The 16,072-nt window shown below is 69.1% G+C and carries 15 protein-coding genes; 11 read left to right on the top strand and 4 right to left on the bottom strand.

What is annotated here, in order from left to right:
- Positions 1 to 142 precede the first annotated feature (142 nt).
- The 7 genes from rpsA to QM619_RS15215 all read left to right on the top strand — a co-directional run bounded on the left by rpsA (position 143) and on the right by QM619_RS15215 (position 7,712).
- On the top strand, positions 143 to 1,600 hold the full coding sequence (gene rpsA, locus QM619_RS15245; protein ID WP_415110556.1) for a 30S ribosomal protein S1: 1,458 nt from the start codon (positions 143 to 145) through the stop codon (positions 1,598 to 1,600).
- Positions 1,601 to 1,712: 112 nt separating this feature from the next.
- Positions 1,713 to 2,372, top strand: a complete 660-nt coding sequence (gene coaE / locus QM619_RS15240; protein ID WP_415110553.1) for a dephospho-CoA kinase — start codon at positions 1,713 to 1,715, stop codon at positions 2,370 to 2,372.
- The gene (locus QM619_RS15235) at positions 2,369 to 3,079 is read left to right on the top strand and encodes a hypothetical protein (protein ID WP_415110550.1); all 711 of its coding nucleotides are present in this window, start codon (positions 2,369 to 2,371) and stop codon (positions 3,077 to 3,079) included. Before coaE ends, QM619_RS15235 begins: the two co-directional genes overlap by 4 nt.
- A 44-nt stretch (positions 3,080 to 3,123) precedes the next feature.
- Positions 3,124 to 5,202 carry an excinuclease ABC subunit UvrB gene (uvrB, locus tag QM619_RS15230; RefSeq protein WP_415110547.1) on the top strand — a complete coding sequence of 693 codons (2,079 nt, stop codon included), beginning with the start codon at positions 3,124 to 3,126 and terminating at the stop codon, positions 5,200 to 5,202.
- A 169-nt stretch (positions 5,203 to 5,371) separates the two neighbouring features.
- Positions 5,372 to 6,349 carry a TerC family protein gene (locus tag QM619_RS15225; protein WP_415110544.1) on the top strand — a complete coding sequence of 326 codons (978 nt, stop codon included), beginning with the start codon at positions 5,372 to 5,374 and terminating at the stop codon, positions 6,347 to 6,349.
- A 71-nt stretch (positions 6,350 to 6,420) separates the two neighbouring features.
- Positions 6,421 to 6,759: a PadR family transcriptional regulator gene (locus QM619_RS15220; RefSeq protein ID WP_415110541.1), complete on the top strand. Its 339-nt coding sequence runs from the start codon at positions 6,421 to 6,423 to the stop codon at positions 6,757 to 6,759.
- Positions 6,756 to 7,712, top strand: a complete 957-nt coding sequence (locus QM619_RS15215; RefSeq protein ID WP_415110538.1) for an HAAS signaling domain-containing protein — start codon at positions 6,756 to 6,758, stop codon at positions 7,710 to 7,712. Before QM619_RS15220 ends, QM619_RS15215 begins: the two co-directional genes overlap by 4 nt.
- Before the next feature lie 23 nt (positions 7,713 to 7,735).
- Here QM619_RS15215 and QM619_RS15210 read toward each other — a convergent pair whose 3' ends face one another.
- Both QM619_RS15210 and QM619_RS15205 read right to left on the bottom strand, forming a co-directional pair.
- Positions 7,736 to 8,359 (bottom strand): MBL fold metallo-hydrolase, encoded by a 624-nt coding sequence (locus QM619_RS15210; protein ID WP_415110535.1) that lies wholly within the window; start codon positions 8,357 to 8,359, stop codon positions 7,736 to 7,738.
- Entirely contained in the window at positions 8,356 to 9,069 is a 714-nt protein-coding gene (locus QM619_RS15205) for a maleylpyruvate isomerase family mycothiol-dependent enzyme (RefSeq protein WP_415110532.1), read from the bottom strand. The genes QM619_RS15210 and QM619_RS15205 overlap by 4 nt, the downstream gene beginning before the upstream one ends.
- Positions 9,070 to 9,144: 75 nt before the next feature.
- On the opposite strand from QM619_RS15205, the gene uvrA reads away from it, so the two are divergent.
- From uvrA to QM619_RS15190, 3 genes are all read left to right on the top strand, one after another.
- Positions 9,145 to 12,078, top strand: coding sequence for an excinuclease ABC subunit UvrA (uvrA, locus tag QM619_RS15200; RefSeq protein ID WP_415110529.1), 2,934 nt, complete (start codon positions 9,145 to 9,147; stop codon positions 12,076 to 12,078).
- Between the two features lie 211 nt (positions 12,079 to 12,289).
- Entirely contained in the window at positions 12,290 to 12,664 is a 375-nt protein-coding gene (locus tag QM619_RS15195; protein WP_415110526.1) for an ArsR/SmtB family transcription factor, read from the top strand.
- Complete coding sequence (locus QM619_RS15190; protein WP_415110523.1) at positions 12,664 to 13,317, top strand: SRPBCC family protein; 654 nt, start codon at positions 12,664 to 12,666, stop codon at positions 13,315 to 13,317. Before QM619_RS15195 ends, QM619_RS15190 begins: the two co-directional genes overlap by 1 nt.
- A 15-nt stretch (positions 13,318 to 13,332) precedes the next feature.
- Here QM619_RS15190 and QM619_RS15185 read toward each other — a convergent pair whose 3' ends face one another.
- Positions 13,333 to 13,773, bottom strand: coding sequence for a type II toxin-antitoxin system VapC family toxin (locus QM619_RS15185; protein ID WP_415110520.1), 441 nt, complete (start codon positions 13,771 to 13,773; stop codon positions 13,333 to 13,335).
- Positions 13,770 to 13,991, bottom strand: coding sequence for a FitA-like ribbon-helix-helix domain-containing protein (locus QM619_RS15180; protein ID WP_415110517.1), 222 nt, complete (start codon positions 13,989 to 13,991; stop codon positions 13,770 to 13,772). The genes QM619_RS15185 and QM619_RS15180 overlap by 4 nt, the downstream gene beginning before the upstream one ends.
- Positions 13,992 to 14,093: 102 nt before the next feature.
- Between QM619_RS15180 and uvrC the strand changes: the two genes are divergently transcribed.
- Positions 14,094 to 16,070, top strand: a complete 1,977-nt coding sequence (gene uvrC / locus QM619_RS15175) for an excinuclease ABC subunit UvrC (RefSeq protein WP_415110515.1) — start codon at positions 14,094 to 14,096, stop codon at positions 16,068 to 16,070.
- Positions 16,071 to 16,072 lie beyond the last annotated feature (2 nt).

Below are 16,072 nucleotides of genomic sequence, written 5' to 3'. Positions count from 1 at the left end.
GTGACTTTTGACCGTGCGCCCACGCTCTCGATAGGCTGGTGGATCGGCGTGGGCTTGTCCGTCTCCAGACCGAGCGAGGTGGGCGCACGAGGGTCGCGCCAACACCACAAACCCATACATCCAGTTATCGGAGCCCTACTACATGACCTCCTCTCCCGAGGCAGCCCAGATCGCCATCGACGACCTGGGTTCCCCCGAAGCCTTCCTGGCTGCGGTGGACGCAACCATCAAATACTTCAATGACGGCGATATCGTCACCGGAACCGTCGTCAAGGTCGATCGGGATGAGGTCCTGCTCGACATCGGTTACAAGACCGAAGGCGTGATCCCCTCCAAGGAACTCTCCATCAAGCACGACGTCGACCCCTTCGAGGTCGTCGCCGTCGGCGATGAGATCGAGGCCCTGGTCCAGCAGAAAGAGGACAAGGAGGGTCGGCTGATCCTGTCCAAGAAGCGGGCTCAGTACGAGCGCGCCTGGGGCACGATCGAGAAGGTCAAGGAGTCCGACGGCGTCGTCACCGGCAAGGTGATCGAGGTGGTCAAGGGCGGCCTGATCATCGACATCGGTCTACGCGGCTTCCTGCCCGCGTCGCTGGTCGAGATGCGCCGGGTGCGCGACCTGCAGCCGTATGTCGGAATGGAGCTCGAGGCCAAGATCATCGAGCTGGACAAGAACCGCAACAACGTGGTGCTGTCCCGCCGCGCCTGGCTGGAGCAGACCCAGTCCGAGGTGCGCCACACCTTCCTCAACCAGCTTGCCAAGGGCCAGATCCGCAAGGGCGTCGTCTCGAGCATCGTCAACTTCGGTGCCTTCGTCGACCTGGGCGGCGTGGACGGCTTGGTGCACGTCTCCGAGCTGTCCTGGAAGCACATCGACCATCCCTCCGAGGTGGTTGCCGTCGGTGACGAGGTCACCGTCGAGGTGCTGGACGTCGACATGGACCGCGAGCGCGTCTCGTTGTCGCTGAAAGCGACCCAGGAAGATCCGTGGCAGACCTTCGCCCGTACCCACCAGATTGGCCAGATCGTGCCCGGCAAGGTCACCAAGCTGGTGCCGTTCGGTGCGTTCGTCCGGGTCGAAGAGGGCATCGAGGGCCTGGTGCACGTCTCCGAGCTCGCCGAGCGTCACGTGGAGATCCCCGAGCAGGTCGTCTCCGTCAACGACGAGGTCATGGTCAAGATCATCGACATCGACCTGGAGCGTCGCCGGATCTCGCTCTCGCTCAAGCAGGCCAACGAGGGTGTCGACATGCATGCCGACGACTTCGACCCGGCGCTGTACGGCATGAGCGCGTCCTACGACGAGCAGGGCAACTACATCTACCCCGAGGGCTTCGATCCGGAGACCCAGGAGTGGAAGCCCGGCTACGAAGAGCAGCAGGCGGCGTGGGAGCGGCAGTACGCCGAGGCCCAGGCTCGCTGGGAGGCGCACAAGCAGCAGGTCAAGGACGCGGAGGCCGCTGTGGTCGAGGCCGCCGTGGCCGAGGTCAGCACCGCCGCCTACTCCGCCGGTGGCGCGGCCGCCACGCAGTCCGAGGGCTCGCTGGCGTCCGACGAGGCGCTGCAGGCCCTGCGCGATCGGCTCACCGGCAACCGCTGAGTCTCGCCGAGACCGTCCGACCGGCCCGGTTCCCTTCCTGGGAGGCGGGCCGGCTCGGCGTCCGGGGCCCACGACGGACGCCGCGCGCCGCGTCAGCTGGCATGCTGGCCGGGTGACCGACCCGACCGGCGACCGTCCCGATGTGCTGCTCGTCGGGCTGACCGGCGGGATCGCGTCCGGGAAATCGGCGGTCGCCGACGCTCTGGCCGAACGCGGCGCGGTGGTGATCGACGCCGATCTGCTGGCCCGTGAGGTGGTGGAGCCCGGCACGTCCGGCCTGGCGGCCGTCGTCCGCCGGTTCGGTGCGGGCATCCTCGCCGCGGACGGCGGACTGGACCGGGCCGCGCTCGGCGCCCTTGTCTTCGCCGATCCGGACGCTCGTCGCGACCTGGAAGCCATCGTGCATCCGGCGGTGCGGGCCAGGGCCGCCGCGCTCACCGCGGCGGCGCCGTCCGGCTCGATCGTCGTGCAGGTGATCCCGTTGCTGGTGGAAACCGGTCAGCAGGCGTCATTCGACGTGGTCGTCGTGGTTGACATCGACCCCGGTACGCAGATCGAACGGCTGATGGCCCGCAACGGGCTCTCCCGCGAACAGGCGCTGGCGCGGATTAGTGCTCAGGCCGACCGGGAACGGCGGCTGGCGGCCGCCGACGAGGTGATCGACAACAACGGAAGCCGGGCCGAACTCCTCGCTGCGGCGGACGCGTTGTGGCGACGACTGAGCGTCGTCTCGCCCCGCCGGAGCCCGACGCATGGCACGCTGGGCCCGTGAGCACGCCGCCGACCTACGAGAACTACCCGCCGCCGACGTCGAGCACCGGGCAGAGTTTCGACGTCGACGACCGGCCGGCGCGCACCGCGCTGCCCGCCGTTCCTCCGCCGCTCCCGCCCGCTCCGGGGCCGAGCCGGCGCGGCCTGCTGCGGCTGTTCGGTGGAGGAGTCGCCGCGGTGGCGGCGCTCGCCATCATCTCCAGCAATCAGGGTCCGTCGACGGTCGGAGAGCCAGGTACGTGGCCGAGCGAGGTGGCGACCTCGGACGACAAGGACTATCAGGACAACGAGGAAGAACTGGGCAACTACACGGTGACCTGGCCGGACGGCTGGACGGTGGACGACCGCACCGACGTCCAGCTGGCGCTGGTCCGGGGCGAGGCCACGGTCATCTTCCGCGCCTACGAAACGGACGACGAGACGGCTGAGGAAGAGGCGAAACGCCTGCTCGCCAGCCACACCGCCGGTCTCGGCAAGCGGCAGAACGGACGGACCACGATCGGCTCGGGGTCGGTGGACACCGCCAGCACCCGGCTTTCCGGCGTCCGTGGCGACAAGGTCCGGATCGATGCCACGGTGCACGTCGCGATCGACATCGGCGGCGACGCGCTGGCGGTGATCGCGCTGCTGCCCTCGGACATCTCCGCGGGACGGGCCAAGCAGGTCAGCACGATGCGCACCGATTTCCTGGAGCAGGTCACCGGCTGACGTCCGGTCCGAAACTGTCAGACCGGACGCCTACGCTGAGGGTCATGCGTCCGACAACCGATCTGCAGCGCCGGGTGGCCCCGTTCAAGGTCCAGGCCGACTTCGTCCCCGCCGGTGACCAGCCGGCCGCGATCGACGAACTGGAACGCCGGATCACCGCCGGCGAGAGCGACGTGGTGGTGCTGGGCGCCACCGGCACCGGCAAGACGGCTACGGTGGCCTGGTTGGCCGAACGGCTGCAGCGCCCGATGCTGGTGATGCAGCCCAACAAGACCCTGGCGGCCCAGTTCGCCAACGAGCTGCGCACCTTCTTCCCCGACAACGCGGTGGAGTATTTCGTCTCGTACTATGACTACTACCAACCCGAGGCGTACGTTCCGCAGACCGACACCTACATCGAGAAGGACTCCTCGCTCAACGAGGAGGTCGAGCGGCTGCGGCACTCGGCGACCAGTTCGCTGTTGACTCGGCGCGACGTGATCGTGGTGGCGACGGTGTCGGCGATCTACGGCCTGGGCACACCGCAGGAGTACGTCGATCGGATGGTCCGGCTGCGGGTCGGCGAAGAGCACGATCGTGACACGCTGCTGCGGGCGCTGGTCGACATCCAGTACGCCCGCAACGATCTGGCCGGCACTCGCGGCACCTTCCGGGTTCGCGGCGACACCGTCGAGATCTTCCCGATGTACGAGGAGAACGCTGTTCGGGTCGAGTTCTTCGGCGACGAGATCGAAGCCCTGTCGACGCTGCACCCGCTCACCGGCACGGTGATCTCGGTCGACACCGAGGTGGCGGTGTTCCCGGCGTCCCACTACGTCGCCGGCCCCGAGCGGATGGAGCGGGCGATCGCCGGCATCGAGTCCGAGCTCGAGGTCCGGCTGGCCGAACTCGAGGGGGAACACAAGCTGCTCGAGGCGCAACGGCTGCGGATGCGCACCGGCTACGACATCGAGATGATGCGCCAGATCGGCACCTGCTCGGGCATCGAGAACTACTCCCGGCACATCGACGGCCGCGCCCAGGGCAGTGCGCCGAACTGTCTGATCGACTACTTCCCGGCCGACTTCGTGCTGGTGATCGACGAGTCGCACGTCAGTGTGCCGCAGATCGGCGGTATGTACGAGGGGGACGCCTCGCGCAAGCGCACCCTGGTCGAGCACGGCTTCCGGCTGCCCAGCGCACTCGACAACCGTCCGCTCACCTTCGAGGAGTTCAGCGACCGGATCGGCCAGACCGTCTACCTGTCCGCCACGCCGGGGCCCTACGAGATGGCCCGCTCCGGCCCCCCGGTCGAACTGCTGATCCGGCCCACTGGCCTGGTCGACCCCGAGGTGATCCTGAAGCCGACAAAGGGCCAGATCGACGACTTGATCGGCGAGATCCGGCTGCGCGCCGAACGCAACGAGCGCGTGCTGGTGACCACGCTGACCAAGAAGATGTCCGAAGACCTCACCGACTACCTGATGGAGAACGGCATCCGGACCCGATACCTGCACTCCGAGGTCGACACCCTGAAGCGAATCGAGCTGTTGCGCGAACTGCGGCTCGGCGAGTACGACGTGCTGGTCGGCATCAACCTGCTGCGCGAGGGCCTCGACCTGCCCGAGGTCAGCCTGGTCGCCATTCTGGACGCCGACAAAGAGGGCTTCCTGCGCTCCGAGCGGTCGCTGATCCAGACCATCGGCCGCGCTGCCCGCAACGTCAACGGTCAGGTGCACATGTACGCCGACTCGATCACGGCGTCGATGGCCGCGGCGATCGACGAGACCAACCGCCGGCGGGCTAAGCAGGTCGCCTACAACCTGGTCAACGGCATCGACCCGCAGCCGCTGCGCAAGAAGATCGCCGACATCACCGACATGCTGGCTCGCGAGGACGCCGACACCGCCGGCCTGATGTCCCGGGCCGGCGGACGCCGGGTCTCCCCGGTGCCGCTCGGCAGTCATCAGCCGCGCAATACCGACGGCATGCCGGCCAGCGAACTGGCCAGCCTGGTCCAGGAGCTCACCGAACAGATGCACGGCGCGGCCGCCGAGCTGCAGTTCGAGCTGGCGGCGCGGCTGCGCGACGAGATCGCCGACCTGAAGAAGATGATCCGGCAAACCCTGGCGGCCACAAAGTAGCGCCGGGCGTGGTTTGGCGAGGACTGCCGCCGGATGGGAGAATAGTCGGCGGAGGGGAGTACTCCCTAGCGAGGATGTCGTCATCACGGACCGGGCCGCCCGTCCCGGCACCTCGGCTGGCAACAGTGGCAGGAGACCTCCGAGCGATCGAGCCCGAGGAGCCCCTCCCTTGCATGTCTCATCTGCCGCCTGGCTGATCACGCTCGCGGTGACCATCGCGGTGCTGGCCTTCGACCTGTTCATCATCGGCCGCCGCCCACACGAGCCGTCGATGCGCGAATGCTCGATCGCGATCAGCGTCTATGTGGCGCTCGCGGTCGCCTTCGGGTTCGGGGTGTGGGCCGTCTCCGGTCCCCGCTACGCCGGCGAGTTCTTCGCCGGGTGGCTCACCGAGTACAGCCTGAGCATCGACAACCTGTTCATCTTCGTCATCATCATGAGCAACCTGCGGGTGCCGCGGAAGTACCAGCAGTACGCGCTCATGTTCGGCATCGTCCTGGCCCTGCTGTTCCGGGCGATCTTCATCGCGCTGGGTGCGGCGGCGATCGAACGGTTCTCGTGGGTCTTCTTCCTGTTCGGCGCGTTCCTGATCTGGACGGCCTGGAAGCTCTTCATGGAGTACCTGAACCCCGCGCACGACGACGAGAAGACCGACAACCTCGCGATGCGCTGGGTGAAGCGGACCTTTCCGTCCACCGAGGAATACCACGGCACTCGCTTGACGCTGGTCGAGCAGGGCAAGCGCCTGATCACCCCGATGTTCTTCGTAATCGTCGCCCTGGGCAGCACCGACCTGCTCTTCGCGCTCGACTCGATCCCGGCCATCTACGGCCTCACCCAGGAACCCTTCCTGGTCCTCACCGCCAACGTGTTCGCCCTGATGGGCCTGCGCCAGCTGTACTTCCTGATCGGTGGGCTGCTGCAGCGGCTGGTCTACCTGTCGGTCGGGTTGTCGTTCATCCTGGCGTTCATCGGCGTCAAGCTGGTGCTGCATGCCCTGCACGAGTACCACTTGGACGAGGCCTGGGGGTTCAGCGTCGACATTCCGATCTGGCTGTCGCTGACGGTGATCATCGCCACCCTGGTGGTGACCACGGTGGCCAGCCTGATCAAGTCCCGCCGCGAGGACGCCAAGTACCGCCAGTAGCGCCGACGACCCCGACACTTGCGTAGCAAGTCTTGTTGCGCAAGTCTTGCTACGCAAGGTAACGTCCTCTCGTGGACGGCACCGGCGAACGGATCGCGACCAACCTCCGCAAGGGCGTGTTGGAGTTCTGCGTGCTGTCGCTGCTGTCGCGTCGCGACATGTACGGGCTGGAGTTGGCGAACGCCCTGATCGAACGCCGGCTGACCGCGAGCGAGGGCAGCCTCTACCCGCTGCTGGCGCGGATGCGGGCGTCCGGCACGGTGGAGAACCGATGGGAGGCGCCGCCGGGCGCGCGGGCTCGCCGCTACTACGCGATCACGGAGATCGGCCGGGCCCAGCTCGCCGCCTTCGCCGGAGTCTGGCGGGAGACCGCCACCCAGGTCGACGCACTACTGGAGGGCGAGCGATGAACAAGACCGAACACGAACTGATCGCGCGGTACCTGCTGGAACTGGAGCGCAGGCTGGCGCCGCTGCCGGCCGACCAGCGCGCGGCGATCTGCGACGACGTCCGGGCCCACCTCGAAGACGCGGCCGAGGCCGGGCGTCCGATCGCCGAGGTGATCGCGGCCTTGGGCCCGGCCCATGTGGTGGCCGCGGAGTACCTCCGCGAGTTCGGCATCGCCGCCGACGAGCTGCCCGGACGGCGGACGCAGACCCGGTTGCTGCTCGCGGCGGCGGTGGTCGGCGCCGTCACCGCGGTGTTCACTGCCTTCCTGTTCCCGGTGTTCGCCTCCCGGACCACGGTCACCGGTGAGGACGGATCGGTTGTCGAGACGGCGGACGAGGCGCTGACCGTGGCGCAGTTCGCCGGGCCCGTGGCAGCGCTGCTGTTGCTGATCCCGGCGTCGGTCGCCGCCGCGCCCTTGCTGGTCTCGCGGCGTCACCGCGACCGGGTGGGGCTGGTCGCGGCGGCGTCCGTCACCCTGTTCGCGCTGGTCAGCGGCGCCACGGTCGGGTTCTTCTTCGTGCCGCTGGTGCTGGTGCAGTGGGCGGCGGTGCTGGTCCCGCGAGCGCTCTCCCGCGGGTTCGACCTGCGTTCGCGACCGCTGTGGCGGGTGGTTCTGGCCGTCGTCCTGGCGCTGCCGGGCGTGTTGCTGACCGCCGGCATGCTGAGCGGTGCCGTCGCTGCCGACTGGGGCGGTGCCGGGCTGGGCGCGGTCGTCCTGGCGGTCGCCGGCTTGGTCGCCGCCGGTCTCCGGCCGGCCTTCATCGTGGTGGCCGTGCTGGGTGCGCTCGGCATGATCGGAACCGTCGTCGACCCGGGCCTGCTGCTCGCGGCGACCTGGCTGCTCGGCGGGTTGTGGCTGGTCCTGGGGTTGACGGGCGCCGCACTGACCGGCGGCTCGCGCACCGGCGCCTGACAGGACAGCGTCCGGCGAGAGATCTACCAGCGGCGGACGCGCCACTCCTCCAGGTGCGGACGTTCGGTGCCCAGTGTGGTATCCGCGCCGTGTCCGGGGTGGACGACGGTGGCGTCGTCGAAGCGGTCGAACAGCTTGGTCGTCACATCGTGCAGCAGGCTGTCGAAGTCGGCGCCGCCGGTGGTCTTGCCGACTCCGCCGGGGAACAGGCTGTCCCCGGTGAACAGCCGATCCGGGCCGTCCGACGGCGTGTGCGCCAGCGCGATGGAGCCGGGGGTGTGCCCGACCAGCCCGATCACCTCGAGCTGCGCGTCGCCGATCGCGAGTGTGTCGCCGTCCCAGACCGAGCGGCAGGTCACCCGCGTGGCTGCGGCGATCGCGGCGGCGTCCGGGGTTCCGGCGTAGGCGGGCGCTCCGGTCGCGGCCACCACCGCGGCCAGGGCCTGGATGTGGTCGCGATGCCGGTGGGTGGTCACCACGCCGGTCAGGTGCAATCCGTCCAGCAGCGTCAGCAGCACCCGCGGCTCGGCGGCAGCGTCGATCAGCAGGGCGTCCGAACCGTCGGTCAGCAGATAGGCGTTGTTGTCCATCGGGCCGACGGAGGTCGTGATCAGCCGCAGCCCGTTCCCGATCGCCAGGGACGTCATGCGCGCAGGGCCGGCATCAGGTCGTCCGCCCCTTCGAGCTCGTCGTCGGCTACCCGGCCGATCAGCCAGGCCCACAGGGCGGCGTCGCTGCCGGTCACCGTGCGCGGCTCGCCGTCGGGGCCGAGGTCGGCGGTCAGCCCCGAGGTGCTCTCCAGCCGCAAAGCGGGCAGGTCGGCGTCGTCGGCGTGGCGGAAGGACGCCCACTGCAGCAGCCAGCGGGCGGAGACCGAGTCGAGGCGTCCCACCTCGAAACCGCAGTCCAGGTCGAGATGGTGCGCCACGATCTCGGCCAGGCGCGCCATCGGCACCTGGGCCAGAGTCAGCTGGCGGCCGAGCAGCTCGACCGGAGCAGACCAGTCCTCGACGGCGTCCATGGCTCGCTCCAGCCGGCCCGCCGAGGTGTCGAGACAGATCTGCAATTCCAGGCCGGTCATGCTGGAGCCGCGTTCGATGCCCTCGGCGCGCGCCTCTTCGTCTGGGTACAGCGCGGCAGTGCGCCCGGCGATCGCCTCGTCGATCAACTCGGCGAGGGCGTCCGCGTTGGCCGAGAGATGGGTCGCCACATTGGCGCGCGACCAGCCCGGCAGCCGGCTGGGCCGGTTCCAGTCGTCGTCGGAGATGCCGATGGTGTCACCCAGCAGCCGCTGAGTCGCCTCGTGAATGCGCTTGCGCAACGTCTCCAGCGGGGCTGTGAACGTCTGCTCGGTCATGGGGCCACCCTACGGGGTTGGGGTCGGGCGGTGTGCGGGGATCGTCCGCGAGAAGTGTCAGTGGCGGCGTCTAGCATGATCGCCGTGAATGAACGGTTGATCGTCCGAGGTGCCCGCGAGCACAATCTGCGGAACGTGAGCCTCGACCTGCCGCGGGACGCGATGATCGTCTTCACCGGGCTGTCCGGCTCGGGCAAATCGTCGTTGGCCTTCGACACCATCTTCGCCGAGGGGCAGCGCCGCTACGTCGAATCGCTGTCCGCCTACGCCCGCCAGTTCCTGGGCCAGATGGACAAGCCCGACGTCGACTTCATCGAGGGCCTGTCGCCGGCTGTGTCCATCGACCAGAAGTCGACGAGCCGCAACCCGCGCTCCACGGTGGGCACCATCACCGAGATCTACGACTATCTGCGGCTGCTGTATGCCCGCGCCGGACGTCCGCACTGCCCGGTCTGCGGCGAGCCGATCGCCCGGCAGAGCCCGCAGCAGATCGTCGACCGACTGCTGGCGTTGGCCGAGGGCACCCGGTTCCAGGTGCTCGCCCCCGTCGTCCGGGGCCGCAAGGGCGAATACCAGGATCTGTTCCGGCAGCTGGCCACGCAGGGGCTGAGCCGGGTCCGGGTCGACGGCGAGATCCATCAGCTGACCGAGCCGCCCACCCTCGACAAGCAGAAGAAACACAACATCGAGGTGGTCGTCGACCGGCTGGCGGTCAAGGCGTCCGCCAAGCAGCGGCTGACCGATTCGGTGGAGACCGCGCTCGGACTGGCTGCCGGCGTGGTGGCGATCGACTTCGTCGACCGTCCCGCCGACGCCCCCGACCGGGAGCGCCGGTATTCCGAGAAGCTGGCCTGCCCCAACGAGCACGACATCGCCATCGAAGAGCTCGAACCACGACAGTTCTCGTTCAACGGCCCGTGGGGCGCCTGCCCGGCCTGCTCCGGCCTGGGCACCACCAGCGAGGTGGACGTCGAGCTGATCGTCCCCGACACCAGTAAGAGCCTGGCCGAGGGTGCCATCTCGTGCTGGACGTCGGTGTACGTCGCCGGCTACTTCCAGACCCTGTTCAAGGCCCTCGCCGAGACCTACAAATTCTCCCTCGACGCGCCCTGGAACCATCTGCCCGAGCGGGTTCGCACGCTGATGCTGCAGGGCGTGCCGGGCACCATCCAGGTGCACACCCGGTCCCGGCACGGCCGCGAGCATTCCTTCCGGGCCAAATTCGAGGGCGCCGTGCCGTACATCAAGCGGCGGTTCAACGAGGCCGAGTCCGAGAACTCCCGCGAGCGTTTCGCCGGCTACATGCGCGAGGTGCCCTGCCCGACCTGCAAGGGCGCGCGGCTGAAGCCGTCGTCGCTGGCGGTCACCGTCAGCGGACGCAGCATCGCCGAGGTGTCGTCGATGTCGATCGACGAGGTGGCCGGCTTCATGCGCTCCCTGGAGCTCACCGAGCGCGAGGCGCAGATCGCAGAGCGGGTGGTCAAAGAGATCAACGAGCGGCTCCGGTTCCTGCTGGACGTCGGCCTCGACTACCTGACCCTGGCCCGGTCTGCGGGCTCGCTTTCTGGTGGCGAGGCGCAACGCATCCGGCTGGCCACCCAGATCGGCTCGGGCCTGGTCGGGGTGCTGTACGTGCTCGACGAGCCGTCGATCGGCCTGCACCAGCGCGACAACCGGCGGCTGATCGACACCTTGGTGCGGCTGCGCGACCTTGGCAACACGCTGATCGTGGTCGAGCACGACGAAGACACCATCCGAACCGCCGACTGGGCGGTCGACATCGGGCCGGGCGCGGGGGAGCACGGCGGGCACGTGGTGGTCTCCGGACCGGTGAGCGAACTGCTGACCAGCCCCGACTCGCTGACCGGCGCCTATCTCTCCGGGCGCCGCAGCATCCCGATGCCGAGCAGCCGCCGTCCGCGCACCGGGCGGGCGATCACCGTCCACGGTGCGCGTGAGAACAACCTGCGCGGGGTCACGGTGGAGTTCCCGCTCGGCCAGTTCATCGCCGTCACCGGCGTCTCGGGGTCCGGCAAGTCATCCCTGGTGAACGGCATCCTGTACCGGGCGCTGGCCAAGCATCTCTACAGCGCCCGCACCGTGCCGGGCCGGCATCGGTCGATCACCGGCATCGACAACATCGACAAGGCGATCCACGTCGACCAGTCGCCGATCGGCCGGACGCCGCGGTCCAACCCGGCCACCTACACCGGGGTGTTCGACAACATCCGCAAGCTGTTCGCCGAGACGCCCGAGGCGAAGGTGCGCGGCTACCAGCCCGGTCGGTTCTCGTTCAACGTGAAAGGCGGACGCTGTGAGAACTGTTCCGGCGACGGCACGATCAAGATCGAGATGAACTTTCTGCCCGACGTCTACGTGCCCTGCGAGGTGTGTCATGGCGCCCGGTACAACCGGGAGACCCTCGAGGTGCACTACAAGGGCAAGACCATCGCCGAGGTGCTCGACATGCCGATCGAGGAGGCGGTGGAGTTCTTCGCCGCCATCCCTGCGATCGCTCGGCACCTGCGGACGCTGGTCGACGTCGGCCTGGGCTACGTCCGGCTCGGACAGCCGGCGACCACGCTGTCGGGAGGCGAGGCGCAGCGGGTGAAGCTGGCCAGCGAACTGCAGAAGCGGTCCACCGGCCGCACCGTGTACGTGCTGGACGAGCCGACCACCGGTCTGCACTTCGATGACATCCGCAAGCTGCTCGGCGTGCTGGGCCGGCTGGTCGATGCCGGCAACACGGTGGTGGTGATCGAACACAACCTCGACGTGATCAAGACCGCCGACTGGGTGATCGACATGGGCCCCGATGGCGGTTTGCGCGGCGGCTCGGTGATCGCCGAGGGCACCCCCGAGCAGATCGCGGCCACGCCCGAGTCGCACACCGGTGAGTTCCTCCGCGAGGTGCTGAAGGGGCACCAGGTGCAGGTGGCCGAGCTTCCGGAACCACTGGTGGAGGTGTCCGCGCCCGCCCCGACCCGGCGCCGCCGCAAGGCGAGCTGATCGGCACCGGAGCCAGTCCCCTGTGGGGGCCGTTCTGTACGCGGTTTCGTCATCTCGTGCTTGCCACGGGATCTCCGGTGCCGCGTTCGTACGGTGCGTGGAGATCCCGGCAGCCGGGATGACGGGGTGGGGCGGGGGCGGGCCGGGACGGGTTGGTTGAGTGTGAGATTAAGGCTTGACTTATATAAGTTTCAACGCAAATATGGTTGTCATGCACGCGCTCGACATACTCGGGGACCCGGTCCGACGCCGGGTCGTCGAGCTGTTGTCGGCGGGCGAGGCGTCCGCGGGCGAGATCGGGCGGATCGTGCAGAGCGAATTCGGCATCTCCCAGCCGGCCGTGTCGCAGCACCTGCGGGTGCTGCGAGACTCGGGTTTCGCCCGAGTGCGCCCGCAGGGCACCCGCCGGCTCTACGCGCTCGAACCGGATCGGCTCGCCGAGGCGGACGCCTGGCTGGCCGCCTTCCGGCGGTTCTGGGAACCACCGCTGGCGGCGCTCGGCACCGAACTGGCGCGCGGACGCCGGGAGCGCCGGCTGGCCGCGGAACGTGCCGACCACGAAGTCACGACAACCGAGGAGCATTGATGGACATCGAAGGCCAGGTCGACGCTGTCGACCGTGCGGTGAACAGCACCGAGAGCAACGGAACGCAGCTGCGGGTGCAGACCCTCGCGCAGAGCTACCCGGCGCCGCTCGCCGACGTCTGGGACGCCGTCACCACGGCCGACCGGATCGCCCGCTGGTTCCTGCCGGTCGAGGGCGATCTGGTGCTGGGCGGTCGCTATCAGTTGCAGGGCAACGCCGGCGGCACGGTACTGGAGTGCGAGCCGCCGGCCGAGACGTCCGCCCGGTTCAGGGTGACCTGGGAGTTCGGCGGCGGCATCACCTGGCTGACCGTCCGGCTGCATGCCCTGGATGCCGGCTCGACCCGGCTGGAACTGGAGCACGCGGCGCCCGCCGATGCCGTCCCCGAGGAACTCTGGAACCAGTTCGGCCCCGGCGCCACCGGCCTGGGCTGGGACGCCGCCCTGCTCGGCCTCAGTCTGCACCTGACCGCGCCCGAGCAGATTCCGGAGGATCCGATGGCCTGGCAACTCAGCCCCGAGGGACGGCGGTTCAACCGGCTGGCCGCCGACGGCTGGGCCGAGGCCCATGCCGCTGACGGCACCGATCCCGAGGTCGCCCGGGCCGCGGCCGACGCCGTCTACGCGATGTACGTCGGCGAAGCTTCCATGTGAGCCGGCCGGTGGGCTCTATCGGTGAGCGGGCTCGTCGGCCGCGGGTGCGAACGGGTTGATCGCCGGGACGCCGGTGCGAGCCACGTCCAGAACATTGCGAGTGACCAGTACCAGGTCGTGTTCCAGCGCGGTGGCCGCCAGCAGTCCGTCGATCGCTGGGGCCGGGTCGGGCGTGGTGACTCGCGCCCAACGTTCCGCGATCGCGACAGTCACCGGGAGGATGCGGTCGTCGTAGTCGTCGATGAGGGAGTCGAGCCATTCGGCCAGGCGGGAGGCCGCGACTTCGTCGCGGCGGAGAATGAGTTCGACACCGCGCCGCAGTTCGCCCACCACGAGGACGGACAGCCAGAACTCGGCCGTCCGGTGGTCGGCGAACCAGCGCGATACGTTGCGGTCGGCGCGCTCCCGCTTGCGCAGCTCGGACACGACATTGGTGTCGAGCAGGAATCCCGTCACCAGGACAACTCTCGCTGGGCGTCCCGAACCGGCTCGAAATCGGCGTCCTCGCCGACGGCGGGGAACTCCTGCAGCCGGTCGAGCAGGCTGCCGGGTCGCAGCGCGGCCCGCAGTATCTGCCGGTGTTCTTCCTCGGCGGATCGCCCGTGGTCGGCCGCGCGCCGCTTCAGGCGGCCGACCAGGTCGTCGTCGAGATTGCGCACGATCAACTGCGCCATGTTCCACCTCCAACGTCCGGCGACCGGGATCGATCGCTATCAATGCTAGCGCTCACGGTTTGCCGTTCAAGACTGTCGGTGGCGCCACCTATGCTGGCCGCCATGGCTGATCCGGAGTCTTACCGTCCGGCGACCGGCACCATTCCCACGCAGCCGGGCGTCTACCGGTTCAGCGACGCCGCGGGCCGGGTGATCTACGTCGGCAAGGCGGTCAACCTGCGGCAGCGGCTGACCTCGTACTTCGCCGATCCGGCGCTGCTGCACTTCCGCACCCGCACCATGGTCCGCACCGCGGCGAACGTGGAGTGGACGGTGGTCCGCAACGAGCTCGAGGCGCTGCAGCTGGAGTACACCTGGATCAAACAGCACGACCCGCGGTTCAACGTGAAGTACCGCGACGACAAGTCGTATCCGTGGATGGCGGTGACCTGGTCGGAGGAGTTCCCGCGGGTCTTCGTCGGTCGCGGCCAGAAGCGCAAGGGCACCCGCTACTTCGGCCCCTACGCGCACGCCTGGGCGATCCGCGAGACCCTCGACCCGCTGCTGCGGGCGTTCCCGATGCGGTCCTGCACCAACGGTGTCTTCCGCTCGGCCGCGGCGTCCGGGCGGCCCTGCCTGCTCGGCTACATCGGCAAATGCGCCGCCCCGTGCGTCGGCCGGATCGGCCAGGACCAGCATCGCGCGCTCGCTCAGGACGTCTGCGACTTCCTCGCCGGGCGCACCAACGCGCTGCTGAAGCGGCTGGAACGGCAGATGCAGGAGGCGTCCGACAATCTCGAGTTCGAGAAGGCGGCGGTGCTGCGCGACCAGCTGCATGCGTTGCGCCAGGCCACCGACTCCAACGCGATCGTGCTCGGCGACGGCACGGACGCCGACGTGATCGCCCTCGCCCAGGATCCGCTGGAGGTCGCCGTCCAGATCTTCCACGTCCGCGACGGACGCATCCGCGGGCAGCGCGCCTGGGTGGCCGACCGCACCGACGACACCGAGACCGCCGGGCTGATCGAGACCTTCCTGCTGCAGCTCTATGCCGATGTCGACGGCACCGAGGTGCCGCCGGAGATCCTGGTGCCCGAGGTGCCGTCCACCGCGGGCCTGATCGCCGAGTTGCTGACCGAATCACGGGGCTCGCGGGTGATCATCCGCACCCCGCGGCGCGGCGACAAGAAGACCCTGATGGAGACGGTGGCCCGCAATGCCGCCGAGGCACTGGCGCTGCACAAGACCCGCCGGGCCAGCGACCTGTCCACCCGCAACCAGGCCCTGGAAGAGATCCAGCAGGCGCTCGCCCTGCCCACTGTCCCGTTGCGGATCGAGTGTTACGACGTCTCGCATCTGCAGGGCACCGAGATCGTGGCGTCCATGGTGGTCTTCGAGGACGGCCTGGCCCGCAAGAGCGACTACCGCCGGTTCGTGATCCGCGGCATCGACGGCTCCAACGACGTGGCGGCGATCCACGAGGTGATCACCCGGCGGTTCCGCCGCTACCTCGACGAACAGCAGGCCCCCGCCGACGACGGCCCGCTGCTGGTCGATCCGACCACCGGGGCGGCCCGCAAATTCGCCTACGCCCCCGGACTGGTGGTGGTCGACGGCGGTGCCCCGCAGGTGGCGGCCGCCGAGCGGGCGCTCGGCGAGCTGGGCATCGCCGACGTCGCGGTGATCGGGCTGGCCAAGCGGCTCGAAGAGGTGTGGCTGCCGGGGGAGGAGTTCCCGCTCATCCTGCCGCGCACCAGCGAGGGTCTCTATCTGTTGCAGCGGGTCCGTGACGAGGCCCACCGGTTCGCCATCGCCCATCACCGCGGACGCCGCAGCGCCTCCATGGTGGAGTCGGTGCTGGACGGCGTCCCCGGCCTGGGCGAGGTGCGGCGCAAGACCCTGTTGCGGCACTTCGGCTCGCTGAAGAAGCTGCGCGCGGCCGCACCCGAGGAACTCGCCCAGGTGCCCGGCATCGGCCCCACCATCGCCGCGGCCATCGTCGAGGCGCTCGCCGGACCGGCTCCCGAGGCGATCAACCTCACCACCGGCGAGGTTCTGGACGGCCCACCCGCCACCGCGCCGTCGGCGGATCGGGGATAATC

The organism is Micropruina sp. (genome assembly GCF_047606665.1).
GTDB lineage: Bacteria > Actinomycetota > Actinomycetes > Propionibacteriales > Propionibacteriaceae > Micropruina.
Note: the sequence above shows the minus strand (reverse complement) of the source record. Positions and strands in the feature narration are given on the sequence as shown.